The organism is Lysinibacillus sp. A4, from assembly GCF_024919535.1.
Taxonomy (GTDB): Bacteria; Bacillota; Bacilli; order Bacillales_A; family Planococcaceae; genus Lysinibacillus; species Lysinibacillus capsici.
Window position 1 is genome coordinate 1 of record NZ_JANWTB010000016.1, and the last position, 22,364, is coordinate 22,364.

The following is a 22,364-nucleotide window of genomic DNA, read 5'->3' on the forward strand; positions in this document are numbered from 1 at the left end:
AAGATGAGATTTCCCATTACGCAAGTAAGTAAGATCCCTCAAAGACGATGAGGTAGATAGGTTCGAGGTGGAAGTGTGGTGACACATGGAGCTGACGAATACTAATCGATCGAGGACTTAACCAAAAACGTTTGAAACATTCAATGCACCGTTTATCCAGTTTTGAAAGAACAACTCTTTCAACAAAAAAAGAGAGCTTCAAGACACAAGTAGTACAAGGAAGCAAACGAGTGATTGAAGGAGCGTACTTATGTACGTGACTGATTGAACGAGAGCAGCTGACGCAGTAATACGCCGTGTATTGGAGGTCGAATAAGTCTAGTGATGATGGCAAAGAGGTCACACCCGTTCCCATACCGAACACGGAAGTTAAGCTCTTTAGCGCCGATGGTAGTTGGGGGCTTCCCCCTGTGAGAGTAGGACGTCGCTAGGCAAACAAAACAGTCAGCTGTGTGCTGGCTGTTTTTCCTTTTATAAAAAGAGTAAGTACAATGAAATAATTGTACTTACTCTTTAAAACATTTATTTTATATCAAAGAAAGCAGCGAAACTTCTTTAATGATATCTCCATATTAAAAACATCACTTTAATGGGCTATAAAATAATCAGTTCCTTAGGAGAGTGAGTGATGACTTCCACACCTTCTTTTGTAACGATAACATCATCCTCGATACGAACACCACCTACATTAGGTATATAAATACCCGGTTCGACAGTTAGTACCATATTTTCTTCTAACATGTCTTTACATATGGTAGACATAAATATATTTTCATGGATATCTAAGCCTATGCCATGTCCTGCACCGTGTCCGTAATTTTGTCCATATCCCTTTGCAGTAATGTAGTCTCGTGAATAACGATCTGCCTCTTGTCCAGTAATACCAGCCTTCATATTGGAAAGGGCATGTTGTAAGGCACCATGAACTATATGATATACTTCTTTTAATTGCTCTAATGGTTCTCCAACAGCAATCGTTCTTGTCATATCAGAACGATAACCTCGGTAGTAAGCACCAAAATCCATTGTCAACATGTCACCTTGCTCCACTATTTTAGAGGATGCTACGCCATGTGGGAGTGCTGAACGATGGCCAGAAGCAATAATCATATCGAAGGCTGCACCTGTTGCACCATTTTTTCGCATATGAGACTCTAATTCATAGGCAATATCAAGTTCTGAAATACCTGGTTTGATGAATGTCAGAATATGATTAAACGCCTCATCGGAAATCCATGCTGCTTTCTTAATTATTTCAATTTCTTCTGGTGTTTTAATCATCCGTAAATCTTCTACAATAGTAGGCATTGGTTTTAATATAGCTGTCAATTTGCTCTTCATTAATTGATAGCTAAAATAAGTTACATGATGTTGCTCAAAACCAACAGTTTGAATTAATTCCTGTTCAAGAATTTCCTGAATGGTTTCATATAAATGGTTGCGATCAATCTCTAGTACTTCAAAGGTGTCACACTGATTTGTTGCTTGCTGTGTATAGCGGAAGTCTACTAATAAAAGTGCGCGTGTCTTTGTTACAATGACTGTACCTGCACTACCTGTAAAACCTGTTAGATAGCGACGATTTTGAGCATTTGTAATAATAATTGCATCGGTATCGTGGAGCTGTAAGGCTGCTTGTAATTGTTCTAATTTTGACATGTTTTGTTTCCTCCTTTAAAGTTAAATATACTGCAAAATTTGCATCATGTTTAGAGCTTATATGATTATGTGGAAAATGCATTGCAGGATAAATTCTATCCTAGATTAGAGATTGTTGGAAAATATATTATTAAAATATGAAAAAAGCTATTGTATATCTATATTTTCTATGATATATTTATAAATGTCTTAAAGAGGTCCCGTGGTGTAGCGGTTAACATGCCTGCCTGTCACGCAGGAGATCGCCGGTTCGATCCCGGTCGGGACCGCCATTTAAATTAATATTACAGTCCTTATGATTTTACATCATAGGGACTTTTTTGTATGTGTTTGGAGTATGGATCCAATTCATCTTTCAGGAGCTTATCAGTAAAATTAAGTAGAAATTACATGACCAATGAATAACGTCGAAAGGATTAACACCGCCTTATAGAAACACAGAGGCTAAAAGCATAACATTCTGTGAAGTATTTGAGACCAACTTCCCTTTATTATTTCATAAACAACATCTATTTCCCTAAAACATATCAAGGGTGTCTAAAAAATGGCTTAAATCGCTGTGAAATAATCGAAAATATGCCCATAAACATAGCGAATTTCATATATTTAACATTATCTAAAAATAGTAAAAATTACCGATAAATGATTGCGTTTTTATAAGGTAAAATTAGAGTGTTTCTAATGTAAAGATTAGGGGTAAAAATGTAGAAGTAATCGGATTGGCTACGGAGGTGTTTAGATGAGCAAAGATTATTCTTTTAAAAGTATTTATTTCCCTTTGCTTATTGGTTCCATGATAATGATGGTAGGCTGTGGAGATCCTATTATGGAGATTGAAGAATCAAATGCGTATCACTGGCAAAAAAATATGAATGAAGTAGAATTTGAGAAATTAAAAAATGATATGTCATATATTGAGGTAGTAGAAGCAGCAGGCGGAGCAGGTAAAAAAATTAAAAATAATGAATATCGTTGGAATGATGAAATCTTGATGACACAGGCCTATATAGTGAAATTTAAGGATGATAAACTAATTGGCAAAGAAATCATAGCAGTGAAAGGTCATTCAAACAGATAAATAGTTGTCACGTCTTTGTAAAAGAAGGCGTGTTTTTTTATTTAAATGAGTTACCTATGTCATAAAATTAGGCTTTTTAACGAAGACAATCTAAGTAGGATATAATGATATTGGATGCTTTGAACATTTTCGCTAGTTTAGGTAAACTAGAGGTAATGTAGTGATGAGAGGAAAAATGAGAATGTATGAAATAATCATGAATTCAGTTGATGATACAGAGCGTTTTGCGATGACACTTGCCAATTTACTAGAAGCTCAAGATACGATTACATTAGAAGGAGATTTAGGTGCAGGCAAGACAACGTTTACGAAGGCATTAGCAAAAGGGCTTGGTGTGAAAAGAACGGTCAACAGTCCAACATTTACAATCATTAAACAGTATGAAGGACGTTTACCCTTCAATCATTTAGATGTTTATCGTTTGGCTGAAAGTGACGAGGACCTTGGTTGGGATGAATTATTTTATGGAGATGCAGTATCAGTGGTAGAGTGGGCGCATTTAATTGAACAGGATTTGCCACAGAATCGATTAGCGATAGAGATTTATCGAATCGGAGACAATGAACGACGATTTGTGTTAATACCTAGTGGGGAACGCTATGAGGCACTATGTGAGGAGCTAATGAAATGATTTGGTTAGGAATAGAAACAGCGAATACACCACTTTCCGTTGCTATTGTAAGGGATGGAAAAGTGGTAGCTGAGCTGGTACAAAATATAAAATTAACACATTCAGCAGGCGCAATGCCCGCTATTGAAGAGGTATTAGCAAGAGCAGGTTTGAAGGCAGGCGACTTGGATGTGATTGCAGTGTCTGAAGGGCCTGGTTCGTATACAGGGGTCCGTATAGGTGTAACATTAGCGAAAACCCTAGCATGGACATTACAGATACCTTTAGTTGGTGTCTCTAGCTTAAAAGCATTAGCTGCAAATGCTTCCCTTTATAAGGGGTTAATTTGTCCAATTTTTGATGCAAGAAGAGATAACGTTTATACAGCTGTTTATCAAGGAGAGACACTAGAGGCTCTTGTGGAGGATCATCATGCACATATCGCGGATTTGTTAGAGCGTTTAAGGGCATTAGATGCACCTATTTTATTTGTAGGAACAGATGTGGGCATATTTTGGGATAACATTGTAGAGGAGCTTGGTGATAACGCTTTACGTGCACCTTTTAGTCTTGACTTGCCACGTGCAACGGAAGTTATTCGTGTAGGAACTAAAGTGGAGTTACCGAGTGTTGAAGCTACTCATCACTTTGTCCCACAATATAAACGAATTGCAGAGGCTGAAGCAAATTGGCTGAAAGAACAGAAGGAGAAAGAACATGAGTAGTGATGTAACTTATCGTAAAATGGTTTCTGATGATGTACCAGCAGTTTATGAAATTGAAGTAGCTTCATTTCCTGTACCTTGGACGTTGGATTCCTTTTACTATGAAGTACATGAAAATCAGTATGCCCATTATGTGCTGGCTGTTGATGCAAGTGGAAGTATTATTGGTTTTTGCGGGATGTGGATGGTTATAGATGCAGCCCAAATTACGAATGTAGCTGTTATTGAGGCAGCTCGTGGACGAGGTATAGGCGAGGGATTAATGCGTGAGGCAATGCAAATAGCTCGTTTACATGGAATGGAGGTTATGACATTGGAGGTACGAGTAACGAACACAGTTGCACAAAATCTTTATCGTAAGCTCCAATTCCAAGATGGTGGTATACGGAAAGGCTATTATACGGATAACGGGGAGGATGCCCTTGTCATGTGGGTGAATTTATAATGAATAATGGATTGATATTAGCAATAGAATCAAGCTGTGATGAAACAGCTGCAGCGATTATACGAAATGGTCATGAAATCGTGTCGAATGTTGTTGCTTCTCAAATAGAGAGTCATAAGCGATTTGGTGGCGTTGTTCCTGAAATTGCATCACGCCATCACGTTGAACAAATTACGATGGTAATTGAAGAAGCATTAGCTCAAGCAAATTTAAAGCCGGTAGATTTGGATGCGGTTGCGGTTACTGAGGGTCCAGGTCTCGTAGGTGCATTGTTGATTGGCATTAATGCAGCGAAGGCTTTTGCCTTTGCGAACAACTTACCAATTGTAGGTGTACATCATATTGCAGGGCATATTTATGCCAATGCGCTTGTTCAACCGATGGAGTTCCCTTTATTAGCACTTGTAGTTTCAGGCGGTCATACAGAGCTTGTCTATATGAAGGAACATGGCTCTTTTGAGGTCATTGGTGAAACACGAGATGATGCAGCGGGTGAAGCTTATGATAAAGTGGCGCGTGTTTTAAATTTACCTTATCCTGGTGGGCCACATATTGATCGTCTTGCTCATGAGGAAGGAGAGGCTGTTCCTTTTCCAAGAGTATGGTTGGAAGAGGATTCGTATGATTTTAGCTTTAGCGGTTTAAAATCAGCTGTCATCAATTATAAACATAATATGGATCAACGAGGTGAAGCTATTTCACCAGCAGCTGTTGCCAAGGGCTTTCAGGAAAGTGTTGTTGAAGTACTGACTGCTAAAACATTACGTGCTGCTCGCGAATATCAGGTGAAACAGGTTATTGCAGCTGGAGGTGTAGCAGCAAATAAGGGTTTGCGAATTTCTTTGGAGACTGTTTTTGAAGAAGAAGGCATCCCGTTTTTTGTCCCCCCACTTAAATTGTGTACGGATAATGCGGCAATGATTGGCGCAGCAGCTATGCCGATGTTTGAGGCTGGTATTCGAGGAAACTTAATGATGAATGGACGTCCAGGAATGGAGTTAAAATCCTGGGTATAGTATAGGAAAGAGGTATCTATATTTTTAGATACCTCTTTTATTAATTGTCGAATAATTGTTGATAAAAAAGAACCGTGCGAAGGGAATAGTCAGTAGAAGCATTACAATTGACAAATTTTTCAGAAAATTATCCACAGGTAAAGGAGCGAATTAAATGGCGAACACGCGTACTTATGCACAAATTGTTGATAACTTGTGTATAACTTGTGATTATTCAATATATAGTAGCTGGTTTTATACGATAGAATGTGGATAAAATAAATTTTTGTTGTGGACAATGTGGAAAACTCTGTTGATATGTTGGTATTACTAGATTTATAGTGTGAATAAAACTGTGGGCATTTTTTGTCGAAAAATAGCACTTGACCAATATATATGAAAAATGAAGACAAGTAAAGAAAAAGCCATGTGAAAGGTCACACGGCTTACATCATTTACATGCTAATATTTTCTAGTTCTTCATTTAGCTCAAGCCATTCTAATTCTAATAGCTCATGCTGTTCTTTAGCAGTTGCTAATTCTGCTTGAAGCATTGAAATTTTTTCATGGTCGGTAAAAATGGCAGAGTCACAAAGAGCTTCTTCTAGTCTTGCAACCATAGCAGATGTTTCTTGCATCTTGCTTTCTAAATCTTCAATCGTACGTCTAATTTGACGTTCACGCTTTTTTGCTTCTTTATCAATTTTTGATGTAGACGTTTTATCAGGGAGGTCTTGCTGTACTTGTGGTTGGGAGGCAGCCTTCATTTGTGCTAGCTCTAATAGTTCCTGCTTTTTCTCAACGTAATAATCGTAATCACCTAAATATTCAAATGAACCCGTTCCAGATAACTCCACCACTTTTGTTGCGATACGATTAATGAAGTAGCGGTCGTGTGAGACAAATAGAAGCGTACCTGGATAATCGATCAAGGCATTTTCTAATACCTCTTTGCTATCTAAGTCTAAATGGTTGGTAGGCTCATCTAGAATTAAGAAATTAGCCTTTTGCATCATTAGCTTTGCGAGTGCAAGGCGTGCTTTTTCACCGCCCGATAAAGAGGATACAGCTTTATCCACATCTTCACCACTAAAAAGAAAACGCCCTAATACAGTTCGAATATCTTTTTCGTTCATGAGTGGCCATTCATCCCATAATTCTTTTAGGACACTCTTATTGCTCGATAGCTTTGCTTGCTCTTGATCATAGTAGCCGATTTGTACATTCGTACCATATCGAATACTACCTCCAAGAGGGGATAAATCTTTTACAATTGTTTTTAATAATGTCGATTTACCAACTCCGTTTGGTCCAACAAGGGCAATACGATCCTCACGAAAAGTGCGGAGGTTTATCCCACTAGAAATGGTACGTTCGTTATAACCAATCGTTAATTCATCAACAGATAAAACATCATTTCCACTTTGACGTTCAATCGTGAAACCGAAACTAGCGGATTTCTCATCACCATCCGGCGATTCCATCCACTCGGTACGTTCAAGCATTTTACGTCGACTTTGTGCCATTTTTGTTGTAGAAGCACGTGCAATATTTTTTTGGATAAAATCCTCTAGCTTGGCCTTTTCATCTTGCTGACGTTCAAAGAGTTTGACATCACGCTCATAATTTTTAGCTTTTTCATCTAGATATGCACTATAATTACCCGGATATTTGGTAACGCGATGACGAGATACTTCGTAGACAATAGAAACGACTTGGTCTAAGAAGTAGCGGTCATGGGAAACAATTAAAATAGCGCCTTCATAGCCCTTTAAATAGGATTCCAACCAAGATAGTGTTTCGATATCTAAATGGTTCGTTGGCTCATCGAGAATTAAAAGATCTGGTTTACTAAGTAAGAGCTTAGCAAGTGCTAAACGTGTGCGCTGTCCACCAGATAAGGAACTGATGGGTTTGTCATAGTCTTCGGAATAAAATTGCATACCATGAAGGACTGACCGTATGTCTGATTCATATTGATAGCCACCTGCATCTTTAAACGTATGCTGTAATTGATCGTATTCCGACATAACTTTCGCATACATAGTAGGGTTTTCATAGACAGTAGGATCAGCCATTTGTTGTTCAAGTGAGCGTAGCAGCTGTTCTTGGGCTAAAAGAGATTCAAATATAGTCATCATTTCATTCCAAATTGTTAGCGTAGAGTTTAATCCTGCATGTTGCTCTAAATAGCCTATTTGAATATCCTTTGGGATAATGATATCACCTGAATCATAAGACATTTGACCAGCAATTATTTTTAATAAAGTAGATTTACCTGCACCGTTTCGTCCTACTAAGGCAACACGGTCACGGTGTTGAACTTCTAATTTAACACCACTTAAAATTTCATCTGCAAGAAAGGATTTAGTTAGTTGATTGACCTGTAAAACAATCATTCTTGACACCTCAATTCTACCTTAGTGTAAAGGATGAACGATTTGCATGCAATGTCCGTGCTTTACTTATTCCTAGCAGTCATGTAAGATTGAAACGATTTCTTTTTAGTTAGCTGCGTATAAGGCGCCATTAACTAAAGAGAAATACAGCAGGGGATTGCAAAAATGTTGTATATTGTTAAGGATGAATGTATTAAAATTAGTAGTTAAAGACAGTAAAATTGATGGAGGTACATCATAAGGAGGAAAAAGTTTGAAACAAGAATTAAAAATTCCACAAGCCACTACAAAAAGACTTCCTCTTTACTATCGATTTATTCAAAACTTTGCACAAGAAGGTATGGAACGTATTTCGTCGAAGGAATTGAGTGAAGCGATGAAAATAGATTCTGCAACTATTCGCCGTGATTTTTCTTATTTTGGTGCACTTGGGAAAAAAGGTTATGGCTACGATGTGCAGCATCTATTACAATTTTTTAGCCAGACGCTTGATCAACATGAAACGACAAAAGTAGCGTTAATTGGTGTGGGGAATTTAGGCAGTGCATTATTAAAATATAATTTTCAAAAAAACCATAATACACATATTGTGGTAGCATTCGATTCAAAAGCACCGAAGGATGGCAAAATGATCAGTAACATTCCGGTCTTTCATCCAGATTTATTGGAAGAAAAATATGCAGAATACGGTGCAGAGCTTGCTATTTTAACCGTTTCACCACGCTCCGCTCAAAAAATGGCGGATCGCTTAGCAGCCATGAATGCAAAGGGAATTTTAAACTTTACGCCAGAGCGATTAACAGTACCTGATAGAATGCAGCTTTTAACAATCGATTTATCGGTAGAGTTGCAAGCGCTTATTTATTTAATACGTAATCAGGAAGAGTGAAAACCATACATATTTTTTAGTGTAATTCACCGTTTCTGTCAAATAGATAATTTAAATAAAATGAGGTCAAATCAGTGAGTGTGACGAAAAACTTTCACATATAATTAGTTAGCAAAATGGCGAAATATGCGTTAAAATGATGGATATAAAGAGGAGGTGGCTGTAATGGGTGGTATTGGTCCTATGAGCCTCATTATTATCGGAGTTGTCGCGTTACTAATTTTTGGTCCTAAAAAGTTACCAGAGCTTGGTAAGGCATTTGGTTCAACACTACGTGAATTCAAAAATGCTACTAAAGGTTTAGCCGACGAAGATGATGATGATAAGAAAAAGAAAGAACTAGATAAGTAAGTTAGGATGTTGAGGAATGAATCCAAAAGATCTAACTGTCATTGAGCATATAGAAGAATTAAGAAAACGGCTGTTCATTGTTGCCGTTTTCTTTGTTCTAGCTATGGCCGGCGCCTTTTTTGTCGCAAAGCCAATTATTAAATATCTTCAAATTACTGGAGAATCCTATAATATAGAACTCCATGCGTTTGATGTAGTAACACCGCTTTCAATTTATATTCAAGTTATATTTTTAATCTCTTTTATTGTTTCTTCGCCAATTTTAATGTATCAATTGTGGGCATTTATAAGTCCAGGACTAAGGGACATAGAACGAAAAGCAACCTTAAAGTATATTCCGTATGCGTTTTTATTATTTTTAGCAGGGCTGTCCTTTTCTTTCTTTTACTTATTTCCTTATGTCATAAAATTTATGATGGGTTTATCGAATGAATTAGACATACAACCAACAATTGGCATAAAGGACTATTTTTCATTTTTATTTAGACTTACAATTCCATTTGGTTTCCTTTTCCAATTGCCGATTGTAGTCCTATTCTTTTCACGTATTGGAATGTTAACTCCTGAAATACTAGTGCGTTTTCGAAAGTATTCCTATTTTGGTCTGTTTGTGTGTGCAGCTATAATTGCACCACCGGAGTTGGCTTCGCATTTAATGGTATCAATACCATTGTTTATGCTATATGAAATAAGCATTATGATTTCACGTATTGGCTATAAAAAATACTTGCAATCAGAAGAAATGAGATTAAAAGAAGAGCAGGAAGCTGAACAAAAGCGCCAGATTGAAGAGGCACTTGAGCAGCAACGACGACAAATAGAAGAATTGAATCAACAGTAATAAATAAAGCTCGGTGCCCTAAATGGGACACCGAGCTTTTGTGTTATTTTTGCATCTTACAATCGCTTTACAAAAATTTATTGCATTTTTTCGAGTTCTTGAAGAAACTTTTGCAATGGTTCCGCATAGAATTGTACAAGTGTCACAAATCCATTAAGCATGACGTGTGCAATAATAGACGTCCAAATGCGCTTTGTTTTGTGATATAAAAAGGCGAAAATTAAACCACAAATGGTATAAAGCAAGATATGTGAGAAGTCGAAGTGGATAATCGCAAAGAAAATGGCACTCACAATTGCTGCCACCCAGAAATTTGTTGTTTGGACAAGCGAGCCAAAGATCACTCTACGGAAGACGAATTCTTCTAAGATTGGCCCGAATACAACAATTGCTAATATAGCGATAGGAGCACCTTTAGCTATCGCGACAATATCTGCAGTATTTTGTGAGCCTCCTTCAATACCGAAAACAGCCATCTCAATAGCTGCACCAATCATTTGTCCAAAGAACACTAGGAAGAAGCCGATGATTCCCCACACAATTGTAAGAGGTATCGTTTCTTTTTTTCCTTGGTAAATGTTCCAAAATGCTTTATCTCGAGATGTAAGGATTAAGCTTAAAATGAGCGCTACCGCAAAACTTAGTGCGATATACCAACCTTGAGTAATAGGAGCCGCTTGTTCAGAAGCTAAACCAGTTACCTTCATGATGAGCCTATGGAACGGTAAGAGCAACCATCTGCTAGAGATTTGCATCAAGATATAAATCAGCAAAACATACAGGGCTGTTTTTTTATGTTTCGTTACTTTTTGAGAATTAGTCACAGTCAAAATCCTTTCCATTCATATGCTTCCTTTCTATTGTAGAGGAATATGGAAAGAAAACAAAATTTTTTGAAGTTCTGACTTGCAAAAAAAAGAGTGATTGATTATCATAATAATTGTGTTAGCACTCATTGATATAGAGTGCTAATAAATATCAACAATTATTTAATTATTAGGAGGTTGTTTCACTTGTTAAGACCACTAGGAGATCGTATTGTAATTGAACTAATCGAGGTAGAAGAAAAATCTGCATTCGGTATTGTACTACCTGACTCTGCAAAAGAAAAACCACAAGAAGGTAAAGTAGTAGCAGTTGGGACAGGTCGTGTATTAGAGAACGGGCAACGTGTAGAGCTTGACGTTAAAGTTGACGACCGCATTATTTTCTCTAAATACGCTGGCACAGAAGTTAAATTTGAAGGTAATGAATACCTAATTTTACGCGAAAGCGATATTCTTGCAATTATTGAATAAGAACTTTAAAGGCACCTTACGTAAGGTGAATACTTATTGTTTGCATAACAAATGTGACAATAAGGTGAAATTGATATAAATATATTGAAGAAGCTTAACGAATATTCCATTTCAGGAGGGTAAATTCTCATGGCAAAAGATATTAAATTCTCAGAAGACGCTCGTTCATTAATGTTACAAGGTGTAGATAAATTAGCAAATGCAGTAAAAGTAACATTAGGACCAAAAGGACGTAATGTTGTTTTAGAAAAAAAATTCGGTTCACCACTTATTACAAATGATGGTGTGACAATCGCTAAAGAAATCGAACTAGAAAACCCATACGAAAACATGGGAGCAAAATTAGTAGCAGAAGTTGCTTCTAAGACAAACGAAATCGCTGGTGATGGTACAACTACAGCAACAGTATTAGCTCAAGCAATTATTCGTGAAGGCTTGAAAAACGTTACAGCTGGCGCAAATCCAGTAGGTATCCGTAAAGGTATCGATAAAGCAGTTGCTGCAGCACTTACTGAATTACACGCTATTTCTCGCCCAGTAAGCAATAAGGAAGAAATTGCACAAGTTGCTGCTATTTCTGCTGCAGATGATGAAGTTGGACAACTAATCGCTGAAGCAATGGAACGCGTTGGTAACGATGGAGTTATTACAATTGAAGAATCAAAAGGCTTCACAACAGAGTTAGATGTAGTTGAGGGTATGCAGTTTGATCGTGGTTATGCTTCTCACTACATGGTAACTGACACAGATAAAATGGAAGCGGTTCTTGATAACCCATACATTTTAATTACTGATAAAAAAATTACAAACATTCAAGAAGTATTACCATTATTAGAGCAAGTGGTGCAACAAGGTCGTCCACTTTTAATGATTGCTGAAGATGTAGAAGGTGAAGCTCTTGCAACACTTGTTGTGAACAAACTTCGTGGTACATTTAATGCTGTAGCAGTAAAAGCACCAGGTTTCGGTGATCGACGTAAAGCAATGCTTGAAGATATTGCTATCCTGACAGGTGGACAAGTGATTACAGAAGAATTAGGCTTAGACCTAAAATCAGCTGATATTTCTGCACTTGGTCGTGCAGCAAAAGTTGTTGTAACAAAAGACAACACAACAATCGTTGAAGGTGTAGGCGGAGCAGACGCAATTGAATCACGCATTGGTCAAATTCGTGCACAACTTGCTGAAACTACTTCAGAGTTCGATAAAGAAAAATTACAAGAACGTCTTGCAAAATTAGCAGGCGGTGTAGCAGTTATCAAAGTTGGTGCTGCAACAGAAACAGAGCTGAAAGAGCGTAAACTTCGTATTGAGGATGCTTTAAACTCAACTCGTGCGGCTGTTGAAGAAGGTATCGTATCAGGTGGTGGTACTGCTCTTCTAAACGTCTATGCAGCAGTAGAAAAAGCGGCTGAAGCAGTAGAAGGCGACGTATCTACAGGTGTGAAAATCGTTCTACGTGCTTTAGAAGAACCAGTTCGTCAAATTGCTAATAATGCTGGTCTTGAAGGCTCAATTATCGTAGATCGTCTAAAACGTGAAGAAGTTGGCATTGGTTTCAATGCAGCAACTGGCGAATGGGTAAACATGATGGAAGCAGGCGTAGTAGACCCAGCAAAAGTAACTCGCTCAGCTTTACAAAACGCAGCATCAGTTGCAGCCCTATTCTTAACAACAGAAGCGGTTGTAGCAGATATCCCTGAAGCAGCACCAGTAATGCCAGATATGAGCGGCATGGGCGGTATGCCAGGAATGATGTAAGATTTAGTTAGCCTATAAGCACAATCTTTTAAGTAATATGACCACTTTCCATAGTTTTATGGAAAGTGGTTTTTTATTTTGATTTTTTATTAGAACTGAGTTTAAATAAAAATCCCTAAATTTTCTTCGCTATATAATATCCGGAATTTACAATGAGCTGTTTTAATTTCTATCGGAACAATAATTTTAGCGAATTAAAACCCGCCAGTAGTGGAATATTTATCTACTGAATGTATGCATAATTTATAATTAAAAATTTTCCTGTTGTTTTTCAATGGATTATCACTTACAATACAAAATGAAAATGATAATCGTTATCATTAACTAAAAGTTTAATAGATAGAGGTGAAATTTTGGATAGACAGGAAGCTAACAGAATAGGAATGGGCAATATTTATTATGTTATTATCTTGCTTTTAATAGTCTCTATTTTAATATCTGCCATTTTTTCTGTATCAATAGGACAAGTCAGCATTCCTTTCAAGCAATCGATGGATATTTTGCTACATACTATATCCAATGGAAAACTTGGAACACTTGATAGTGTGGAAAGTGAATCCTATTTGAATATTATTCTACAGGTCAGAATGCCGCGTGTGGTTTTTGCCTTATTGATTGGTGTCGGTCTTGCATTGTGTGGGGCTGTCATGCAGGCAGTTGTCCAAAACCCGCTTGCTGATCCATACATACTTGGTATTTCTTCAGGAGCGTCATTAGGTGCAACCTTTGCTATTCTAGTTGGTTTTGGGAGTAGTGCATTGTTAGCACAATTTGGAGTAGCCTTTGGTGCATTTGCAGGGGCGATGATTACCTCTATGGCAGTGCTTATCTTATCCAGCATTGGAGGTAAAGCAACCTCAGTAAAATTGGTTTTATCAGGGGTTGTTATCGGTGCATTATGTAGTTCGTTTTCAAGCCTTATCATCTTTTTTGCCAATAATGCAGAGGGCATTAAAACTGTTACGTTCTGGTCTATGGGGAGTTTATCATCTGCCAGCTGGGACAAAACACCAATTTTAACAATCGTGATTGTACTAGGAGCTGCATTATTCCTTTTCCAACATCGTGTGCTAAACACAATGCTACTTGGAGATGAATCAGCTATCACCTTAGGGATCAATTTAAGTGCTTATCGTAAATTATATATGATTCTTACCTCGCTTATTACAGGAACGATGGTCGCTTATGCAGGTATGATCGGTTTTGTTGGTTTAATTATTCCTCATATCACAAGAGGTATTTTCGGTGCAGATCACAAACGATTAATGTTAGGAACATTGCTCTTAGGAGGCCTTTTCATGATTTGGGCTGATATTCTGTCTAGAACATTAATCCAAAATGTGGAATTACCGATTGGTATTATTACTTCTGTCATTGGGTCACCATTATTTATCTATATGATTGTAAAAAAAGGTTACAACTTCGGAGGGTAGAACAATGGAATTAGTAGCAAAGGAAATAGAAGTAAAAATCGGCAAAAAGGAAATCGTAAAAAACGTATCCATTCATGTGAATAAGCAACAATTTGTGGGCTTAATCGGACCAAACGGATGCGGAAAATCAACTTTACTGAAAAGCATTTATAAAAGCCTAGTACCTCAAAAAGGGATGGTCTTCTTAGATGATTTAGATGTTTTAAAAAGCGCCGAAAAAAAGATTTCTCAACACTTAGGTGTAGTTGGACAATTCAATGAAATGCACTTTGATTTAACGGTACAACAAATGGTGATGTTAGGTAGAACACCTCATAAAAAAATGCTAGAGTCAGATAACCAAAAGGATTTTGACATCGTAGAAGAGGCATTGACAAGAACGAACTTACAATCTTATAGAGAGCGCAGTTTTCTTTCACTATCTGGTGGTGAAAAGCAAAGGGTTATTTTAGCTAGAACGATTGCCCAGCAGCCTAAATTTATGATTTTGGATGAACCAACAAATCATTTAGATATTCGTTATCAAATTGAAATACTATCCTGTGTAAAAAGTTTAAACATCGGTGTTTTAGCAGCTCTTCATGATCTAGAAATGGCAGCACATTACTGTGATTATCTTTATGCAGTAAAAGATGGTGAAATCTATGCACATGGTACACCCCAAGAAGTTTTAACACCAGAAACAATAGAAGCTTTATATCATATCAAATGTCAAACGTTTACTAATCCAGTGACGAATGGATTAGGCTTTGCATATGGACTGTAGGAGGAAAAACATGAAGAAAAAATTATTATTAGGAATTGGTTTAGCAGCTTTATTAACATTAACAGCCTGCGGTAACACATCAAAAGATACATCTAAGGAAACACAAACAAAAGAGCATTATCCACTGACAATTGAGAACTTTTCAAAGGCTGAAGGTGGATCAACATGGGAAAAGAAAGATCAAGTATTTGATAAAGCACCAGAAAGAATTATGGCAAATACACGCCCAGCTGCAGAATTATTATTACATTTAGGATTAAGCGATAAAATCGTTGGTGTTGGTGCAAACTTTGGTGCAGTTGATAAAGCTGTTGAAGAAGAGTATGCAAAGCTAAATATTTTAAGTGATGAATATGTTGGGAAAGAGGTTACATTAGGTACTGATCCTGATTTAGTATTTGGTCGTGGTGGCTTATTTGATAATGCTGAATGGGGAGTAGGGACAGTAGATTCGCTTAATGAAATGGGTGTAAAAACATATGTTTTAGAGTCATCCGTAACAGGCGGCACGTATGATTCTATTTATAAAGATATAAAGAATATTGGTGAAATTTTTAATGTTCAAGACAAAGCAGATAGCTTTATTAAAGAATTAAAAGGTCGACAACAAGATATTTCCTCAAAATTAGAAAGTATAAAAGAAGAAAAAACATTTGCCTATTTGCATACAAATGATCCAAAAGAGCTTTTTGTTTATCCAGCACACGATGAAACATTCTTTAATGATGCATTCAAAATGGTTAAATTAGATAATATTTTTAAAGATGAAACAGGCGATGTAAGTGTTGAAACATTAATTGCAGCAGATCCAGATGTATTAATTCTTCCTAACTGGGACGGTTCTGATTTGACAAAAGTACGTGAAGAAATTTATGCGAATCCTAAACTATCAAGCATGAAGGCTATTAAAAATAAACAAATGTATATTGTAGATTACAATTACATGTTTGGCTATGGCTATAACACAATTGATGGAATGGAAGCATTAGCAAAAGAAATGTACCCAGACTTATTTAAATAAAACAAAAAGTGCTGTCCTAGCGGGTCGAATAAATGACACGTTAGGGCAGCGTTTTCTTAATACGGAGGAATAATTATTGTTATGGCTGTAGAAGCTGCTCTTTATTTAATATTGTGGTTATTAACTTAGAATTTTCATTGTTCCCGCAGACGGATACAGGATGCTGCGGATCGAGATAGAGTAATTGGGTAAAAAGGTCTTTCCTTGTTTTTTTTATGTTGGTGGTATCAAGCAAATATGGCGATAGGATTGGCAATAAGCCTGTTTTAAAAAGAGCCTCTTTTAAAGTCCAAAACTCATAAAAAACATGTAAAGGCTGATGAGAGACCAATTGACGCTCTGTCTCAGAAAGCGCATATATCATCATATCTTCACTCACTGGCTTTATTTCTTCAACATCAATGCCGACTCGTCCGATAGTGGTGACTGCTAACACTATCCAATCCCCAGAATGAGAGAGATTAAAATCTCCCTGCCAATGAGGGTGTCCTGCAATATAAGGGCGCCCAAATTCATTATGAGCTAGTTGTAACAGAACGTCATCTATATAGGGAAGGAGTGCCCATCTAATAAGAGTGCTACCTAGCAACGCTCTTTGCTGATCTTGCCAGCGCTTGTATTGCTGAACTTTTCTTTGCACCTCAAAAGGGAGTACTTTAAGGAAAGCATCCCGTTCTGGTGGTGCTAACTGTACTCCTAGAGGAAGTGCAAATAACTGTATAGTTTGTTTTATCATCTTATATTGACTTGTTTTGGCTCAGGAAAGTAGCCTGTATCAATGCCATATTGAATCATTCTGTAAATAAAGGCTTTATTTGGTGCCGCACATTCAATCTTGGTATGAGCTAAAAATTCTATCGTTTTTTTGCAATTGAAGATAAATGGGGAGTCACTTGCTCCATCACCTTCAAGCTGCGCAATGGCTAACGATAAATATTCCTGTACATCTTTTGAATGATCACCATTTAATAGCCAATCTGTATACTCTTGTGTTGACACAATTGTTAGGTCATAACCAATTTCCTTAAGCATATCGATTAATTCTAAATAAGTAAGCGATACAGGGTTACATAAATGGAAGACATGGCCGTTGGTTGCTGGCTGGCTTGCCAAAGAAACAAGTGCCTGACTAGCATAATTGATTGGTGTGAAGTCAACATGCCATTGTGCGGTAGGTGTTTTACCTAAATAAAGCATTGATTTAATCATACGGTAAAAGGCATTGTCATCGATATTACGTTGGAATTTACCTGTTTCAGAATGACAGCTTAAATTTCCTACACGATAAATGGAGACAGGGATTGCATCCTGTACAGCGTTTCGAACAAGGTTTTCTGCTTCTAGCTTACTTTGAGTATAAACATTATCAAGCTTAACATTGTAATTGAAGTTACCTTTTGCTTCATTTGGTCCCCATTGTATGGCGGCTAGCTCCTCTGGAATGCCAATTGTCGATACATAATGGAAATGCACACCTGGTTTCTGTTTGGCTATTTCAAGCAAGTAGCGAGTTCCATTCACATTGACATTATTAAAATGATCAGCTGCACCAAAATGACGTACATCTGCACCACAATGAATGATAGCATTAATTTCTTTCATAATGATTTTTTCATCTTTATCAGATAAGTGTAGTCGTTGCTTCCCTAAGTCACCTTGGATAACAGTAATACGATCTTTCATCTGCTGAGCAATAGTATTGCCAAAATAAAATTGCATACTCTCTCTTAGTTTATCTTCAATCGTAGTTTGGGTGCTTGGTCGAATAAGGCAATATATGTGCGCAGTTGTTGTAGCTAATAGCTCATATAATACATGACTACCTAAATAACCTGTAGCACCTGTTAGTAATACCGATGTCATTGGCAAGGGCTTCACATTTTGGGAGACTTTTAGAGGACTAGGCTCCATTAAGTCCTTGAATACAATGCTTTTAGCTGGCTCGTCTTGATCTTCAATGGCTTCTGGTTGATAATGACGAATATAATGATCCAGTTCAGCAATTGTTTGATATTGGAAGAAATCCTGAATCTTTAAGAATGGTATATGTTTTTTCACTTGTACAAGAATCTCGAGCACTTTTAGCGAATGCCCTCCGATATGAAAGAAGTTATCGTGAATGCCAATTGGCTCAATACCGAGTACAAATTCCCATGCAGCAGCAAGCATACGCTGTGTATCATTTTCTGGGGCAATATATGTAATACTGCGTGATAAAGTTAATTCCAATGAAGCTAAGTGTTTTCGGTCAATTTTTCCTGTAGGGGATAATGGCATTTCTTGCAATTCAATAAATTGCTCTGGCACCATATAATCTGGTAAAAGATTTGCTAAGTAGTCCCTTAAAAGATTCTCCTCAAGCTGCATCCCACTTGCCACCGTATAGTAGGCAAATAAATGATTATTCCCATCAGCCATTTTTTTTGCAATGATCACAGCTTCCTGAATGCTCGTATGATTGCTCAATACGGTTTCGATTTCTCCAAGTTCAATACGGAAGCCTCTTACTTTAATTTGAGAGTCTTTACGTCCAACAAATTCAATGACACCAGTTGGCAATAGTCGAACTAAATCACCTGTTCGATACATTTTTTGATCTGGCTTTAATAGATGAGGTACAAATACTTCAGCTGTTTTTTCAGGCTGATATAAATAACCTGCTGCTAAACCAGCACCAGCAATACATAATTCTCCGATTACATTAACGGGACATAGCTGATCGTCCGTATTAATAACGTACATTTCATAATTGGCGATTGGTCTACCAATAGGGATACTAGATTGCATGTCTGTTATCTGACTTTTCACCTTAAAATAGGAGGACAATACTGTACATTCAGTTGGTCCATACACATTAATAATTTCTGTAGAGAGTCCAAATTTGTCTTGCCATTTTTGAACAATGGCAGGCAATAGGGCTTCACCACCTACAGATAAATAATTTAATGTCGAAAGCTTTTTTCTATAGCTTACTGGTAAATGTGTAGCTAGCTGTGTAAAGAAAGCATTTGGAACAGTAGCGGTCGTTACTTGCTCACGGTCGATCATATCAGCAAATGCCTCAATGGACAAACGCTCTATACTTGTAAGCATATGAAGTCTTGCACCTGAAAATAAAGCAGTAAAGGTTTCTGTTATAGAAGGGTCAAAACTAAAAGAAATAAACTGGGAATAAACATCTTCTTTAGTTGAATGGTAGATTCGTTGATTATCTGTTATTAAATTAATGACAGCCTCATGCTTAAGCATGACGCCTTTTGGCTTACCTGTTGAACCAGATGTATAAATAATATAGGCTAAATCGGATGGAAGAAGTTCACATTGGATATTTTCCTGTGAATATCCTTGCTCCATTTGGTTGATTGTGAACACTGTGCGTGTTTGGGAATCATTATGTATAAAATCATTCAGTAGAGCTGTATGTTCGTTTTTCGTTATGATAAATGGAGCACCTGTATCGTTTAATAGGTACTGACAACGTTCTTTTGGATAGCTCGGATCAATGGGAACATAAACTCCACCAGCTTTCAGGATACCTAACAAACTAATGACGGTTTCTTTACTGCGTTCCATAACTATCGCTACATAGTTTCCTTTTTGTAGACCGTTGGCAACTAACATATGAGCAACTTGGTTGGATTGTTCATTTAGCTGACGGTAGGTAAGTTTTCCACCTCCATAGGATAATGCGATTCGTTCCGCAAATTTTTGTGCTGCCTGATAAAATACGTCAGGTATTGTGGTGTTTTGATCGTAGTCAGCTATTGTACGGTTTAACGTTTGATATGCGAGTAAGTCTTCTCTGTTTAATAATTGTGTACTATTGGATTGAAGTGTTTGTTGGTCAAAAGAAAGCGTATTATTCTGTGATGGGTGTACATCAAATTCTTTTTTATGATTCAATTATGACAACTCCTATTTTAGAAAAGGGCCGACACCTATGAAGGAGCGATTATCGTCATTAGGTCCACAGTAATGAATCGATCTGTGAGAAACTAACGGACATAACTCTCCTTAATAAGGGCAGCCCTTTCATTTTTTATTTCACTACAAAGGTATTAACAACATTCATTAATTCATCAGATAGCTCGGATAATACTTGAGCTTCTTCAGAAACTCGTTGTACTGTATTCAATTGAGAGGCAGAAGTTGCTGCTACTGCTCTTGTATTGTCCTTTGAATTGACTGAAAAGTCTTCCATATCTTTTACGGCAGATGTTACTTCTTCCATACCAGCTGCCATTTCTTCAATTGTTGCAGAAAGCTCTTGAATTTGCCCTGTCACATGGTGAATGGAAGTTAAAATCTGGCTAAATGATTTTTCTGAATCATTGATCATGACAATACCATGATCTACTTCTTCTACAGCGTGAACCATGATATTTACAGATTCGTTTGTATCGTGCTGGATATGCGAAATAAGTGTAGAAATTTCTCTTGCAGATGCCTCAGATTGCTCTGCAAGTTTACGTACCTCATCAGCAACCACTGCAAAGCCACTACCAGCCTCCCCAGCACGTGCAGCTTCGATAGCTGCATTTAATGCAAGTAAATTGGTTTGTGAAGCAATCCCTGTGATGATTCCTACGATTTCTTCTATTTTATTGGAATGATCGCCAAGTAATTTAACAGAAGCTGCAGATTGATTAACAGCTTTGCTAATAGCATTCATTTGTGCAACAGATTTATTTGTCGATTCATTCCCTCTTTCAGCTTCCTCTGATGCTAAAATCGAGGATTCTGAAATTTGATTGGACGTCATAGCAATACGTTGAATACCAATATTCATTTCTTCAATGGTAATTGTACTTTCTTTTGCCTTTTGTACTTGAAGATCAGCGCCACTTGCAATCTCCTGCATAGAAGATGCTACATTATTATATGAATCGGAAGCTTCTTGCATATTTACAGATAAAACATTGGCTGTGTTTGAAACACGCTCAGAAACATTCGTTGTACTCTTAATAACATTTTTTAAGTTATCAATCATAGAATTAAAATTTTGTGTGAGCGTTCCTACTTCGTCTGTTGAAGTAACTGGTAATGGTTCAAGCTCTAAATTACCTTCTGCGACTTTTTTAGATTGTAAAGAAAGTTGTTGAATCGGTGTTAATTTTTTTCTTAAAAGAGTGTAAACAGCAATGGATGAACCAATTAAGAATATAACCGTTACTAATAACGTCCATAGGGCTTCAGACATCGCTTTTCCTGTTACCATTGATACGTCATAGTCAATGGCATAAGCAGCCAGCATGTCCCCATTCTCATCCAAGATTGGTGTAAGGCCTGTTTTATAGCTACCATATTCATCGCTATAAATATCTGTTGCTGTTGCTTTTTTTGTATCAAAAACTTCTTTAATTCTTGCTAGGAAATCTGGAGATAAACCCATTGCAATCATATCTTGGTTATACTCTGCCCCTAGTTCAAGTATACTAGATGATAGAACAGGTGCATTAATATTTTCACCGTTAACTGTAATTAAAAATAGATTGGTAATGCTATCTGAATTATCATTGATTGCATCCATTTCACTAGTTAATCGTAGAGCATCGGGATTACTATTTGTAGGATTCTCTAATATCGATTTTAGTGTAGTAATATCAATGGTTTTGGCTAGGATCATGCCTTTGTCAGAAAGAGATTGATTCATGTCTGTTAAATTACTATTTCTTACTATATAATAAGAAAGACCTAAAGTAACTAATCCAAATAATAATAAAATACTCACTACTATTGCAGTTAATTTCTTACTAATAGACATTTGCTGCTTCTTGCGTGTTTTCATGCTTTTCCTCCTAATATGATATAGCGAATATTTCAAGCTAAGGACTATAAATGGATAATTCAGTCAATGTACTACACATTGAAGATGTTGATGTTATTCGTAGAAGTCCAGATGCGTGTAAACTATTTATAAATGCAAAATAATCTATTTATCCCCTATCATTTAACTACTATACTGCCAAAAAAATTGATTCACAACCCAGAAAACTTACTATTTCAAGTCATGATCTCTATGAATAATAGTTAATATATAGTTTTTTAGTCTATGTATTTTTATTGTTAGGTTAAATTTTTACAAAAAGCTAT

General features: G+C 36.9%; 19 protein-coding genes, 1 tRNA gene and 2 rRNA genes. 16 read left to right on the forward strand and 6 right to left on the reverse strand.

Annotated features, from left to right (window positions below; translation table 11 throughout):
- Together NY607_RS22330 and rrf are read left to right on the forward strand one after the other, a co-directional pair.
- Positions 1-125, forward strand: a 23S ribosomal RNA gene (locus NY607_RS22330); the annotation flags it as partial.
- 192 nt (positions 126-317) lie between these two features.
- Positions 318-433: ribosomal RNA gene (gene rrf / locus NY607_RS22335) — 5S ribosomal RNA — on the forward strand.
- 161 nt (positions 434-594) lie between these two features.
- Here rrf and NY607_RS22340 read toward each other — a convergent pair.
- The gene (locus NY607_RS22340; protein ID WP_259420391.1) at positions 595-1,659 is read right to left on the reverse strand and encodes a M24 family metallopeptidase; all 1,065 of its coding nucleotides are present in this window, start codon (positions 1,657-1,659) and stop codon (positions 595-597) included.
- A gap of 196 nt (positions 1,660-1,855) precedes the next feature.
- Here NY607_RS22340 and NY607_RS22345 point away from each other — a divergent pair.
- The 6 genes from NY607_RS22345 (at position 1,856) to tsaD (ending at position 5,533) form a co-directional block, all read left to right on the forward strand.
- A tRNA-Asp gene (locus NY607_RS22345) sits at positions 1,856-1,931 on the forward strand.
- A gap of 467 nt (positions 1,932-2,398) precedes the next feature.
- A complete protein-coding gene (locus NY607_RS22350; RefSeq protein ID WP_048394912.1) occupies positions 2,399-2,737 on the forward strand; it encodes a hypothetical protein in 339 nt (112 codons plus the stop codon).
- A 181-nt stretch (positions 2,738-2,918) separates the two neighbouring features.
- A complete protein-coding gene (gene tsaE, locus NY607_RS22355; RefSeq protein WP_131522369.1) occupies positions 2,919-3,368 on the forward strand; it encodes a tRNA (adenosine(37)-N6)-threonylcarbamoyltransferase complex ATPase subunit type 1 TsaE in 450 nt (149 codons plus the stop codon).
- Complete coding sequence (tsaB, locus tag NY607_RS22360; protein ID WP_131522368.1) at positions 3,365-4,072, forward strand: tRNA (adenosine(37)-N6)-threonylcarbamoyltransferase complex dimerization subunit type 1 TsaB; 708 nt, start codon at positions 3,365-3,367, stop codon at positions 4,070-4,072. Before tsaE ends, tsaB begins: the two co-directional genes overlap by 4 nt.
- Positions 4,065-4,517 (forward strand): ribosomal protein S18-alanine N-acetyltransferase, encoded by a 453-nt coding sequence (rimI, locus tag NY607_RS22365; protein WP_054548892.1) that lies wholly within the window; start codon positions 4,065-4,067, stop codon positions 4,515-4,517. Before tsaB ends, rimI begins: the two co-directional genes overlap by 8 nt.
- Positions 4,517-5,533 carry a tRNA (adenosine(37)-N6)-threonylcarbamoyltransferase complex transferase subunit TsaD gene (tsaD, locus tag NY607_RS22370; RefSeq protein ID WP_048394920.1) on the forward strand — a complete coding sequence of 339 codons (1,017 nt, stop codon included), beginning with the start codon at positions 4,517-4,519 and terminating at the stop codon, positions 5,531-5,533. Before rimI ends, tsaD begins: the two co-directional genes overlap by 1 nt.
- A 434-nt stretch (positions 5,534-5,967) precedes the next feature.
- On the opposite strand, the gene NY607_RS22375 is transcribed toward tsaD, so the two are convergent.
- Positions 5,968-7,911, reverse strand: a complete 1,944-nt coding sequence (locus tag NY607_RS22375) for an ABC transporter ATP-binding protein (RefSeq protein WP_237898784.1) — start codon at positions 7,909-7,911, stop codon at positions 5,968-5,970.
- A gap of 253 nt (positions 7,912-8,164) precedes the next feature.
- On the opposite strand from NY607_RS22375, the gene NY607_RS22380 reads away from it, so the two are divergent.
- The 3 genes from NY607_RS22380 (at position 8,165) to tatC (ending at position 9,992) form a co-directional block, all read left to right on the forward strand.
- Positions 8,165-8,800: a redox-sensing transcriptional repressor Rex gene (locus NY607_RS22380; RefSeq protein WP_004224350.1), complete on the forward strand. Its 636-nt coding sequence runs from the start codon at positions 8,165-8,167 to the stop codon at positions 8,798-8,800.
- Between the two features lie 165 nt (positions 8,801-8,965).
- On the forward strand, positions 8,966-9,151 hold the full coding sequence (locus tag NY607_RS22385) for a twin-arginine translocase TatA/TatE family subunit (protein ID WP_008176991.1): 186 nt from the start codon (positions 8,966-8,968) through the stop codon (positions 9,149-9,151).
- Between the two features lie 16 nt (positions 9,152-9,167).
- Complete coding sequence (tatC, locus tag NY607_RS22390) at positions 9,168-9,992, forward strand: twin-arginine translocase subunit TatC (RefSeq protein ID WP_258859710.1); 825 nt, start codon at positions 9,168-9,170, stop codon at positions 9,990-9,992.
- A gap of 77 nt (positions 9,993-10,069) precedes the next feature.
- On the opposite strand, the gene NY607_RS22395 is transcribed toward tatC, so the two are convergent.
- A complete protein-coding gene (locus tag NY607_RS22395) occupies positions 10,070-10,834 on the reverse strand; it encodes a CPBP family intramembrane glutamic endopeptidase (protein ID WP_115672985.1) in 765 nt (254 codons plus the stop codon).
- 171 nt (positions 10,835-11,005) lie between these two features.
- On the opposite strand from NY607_RS22395, the gene groES reads away from it, so the two are divergent.
- The 5 genes from groES (at position 11,006) to NY607_RS22420 (ending at position 16,271) form a co-directional block, all read left to right on the forward strand.
- Complete coding sequence (groES, locus tag NY607_RS22400) at positions 11,006-11,290, forward strand: co-chaperone GroES (protein ID WP_004224358.1); 285 nt, start codon at positions 11,006-11,008, stop codon at positions 11,288-11,290.
- A 129-nt stretch (positions 11,291-11,419) separates the two neighbouring features.
- The gene (gene groL / locus NY607_RS22405; protein ID WP_259420392.1) at positions 11,420-13,051 is read left to right on the forward strand and encodes a chaperonin GroEL; all 1,632 of its coding nucleotides are present in this window, start codon (positions 11,420-11,422) and stop codon (positions 13,049-13,051) included.
- Between the two features lie 353 nt (positions 13,052-13,404).
- Positions 13,405-14,484: a FecCD family ABC transporter permease gene (locus NY607_RS22410; RefSeq protein WP_259420393.1), complete on the forward strand. Its 1,080-nt coding sequence runs from the start codon at positions 13,405-13,407 to the stop codon at positions 14,482-14,484.
- Between the two features lie 4 nt (positions 14,485-14,488).
- Complete coding sequence (locus NY607_RS22415; RefSeq protein WP_054548890.1) at positions 14,489-15,250, forward strand: ABC transporter ATP-binding protein; 762 nt, start codon at positions 14,489-14,491, stop codon at positions 15,248-15,250.
- Between the two features lie 10 nt (positions 15,251-15,260).
- A complete protein-coding gene (locus NY607_RS22420) occupies positions 15,261-16,271 on the forward strand; it encodes an ABC transporter substrate-binding protein (RefSeq protein ID WP_259420394.1) in 1,011 nt (336 codons plus the stop codon).
- A 79-nt stretch (positions 16,272-16,350) separates the two neighbouring features.
- Here NY607_RS22420 and NY607_RS22425 read toward each other — a convergent pair whose 3' ends face one another.
- The 3 genes from NY607_RS22425 to NY607_RS22435 form a co-directional block, all read right to left on the reverse strand.
- Positions 16,351-17,007, reverse strand: a complete 657-nt coding sequence (locus NY607_RS22425) for a 4'-phosphopantetheinyl transferase family protein (protein ID WP_259420395.1) — start codon at positions 17,005-17,007, stop codon at positions 16,351-16,353.
- Positions 17,004-20,174 carry a non-ribosomal peptide synthetase family protein gene (locus NY607_RS22430; RefSeq protein WP_259420396.1) on the reverse strand — a complete coding sequence of 1,057 codons (3,171 nt, stop codon included), beginning with the start codon at positions 20,172-20,174 and terminating at the stop codon, positions 17,004-17,006. The genes NY607_RS22425 and NY607_RS22430 overlap by 4 nt, the downstream gene beginning before the upstream one ends.
- A 136-nt stretch (positions 20,175-20,310) precedes the next feature.
- The gene (locus tag NY607_RS22435) at positions 20,311-22,059 is read right to left on the reverse strand and encodes a methyl-accepting chemotaxis protein (RefSeq protein WP_131522360.1); all 1,749 of its coding nucleotides are present in this window, start codon (positions 22,057-22,059) and stop codon (positions 20,311-20,313) included.
- Positions 22,060-22,364: the final 305 nt, after the last annotated feature.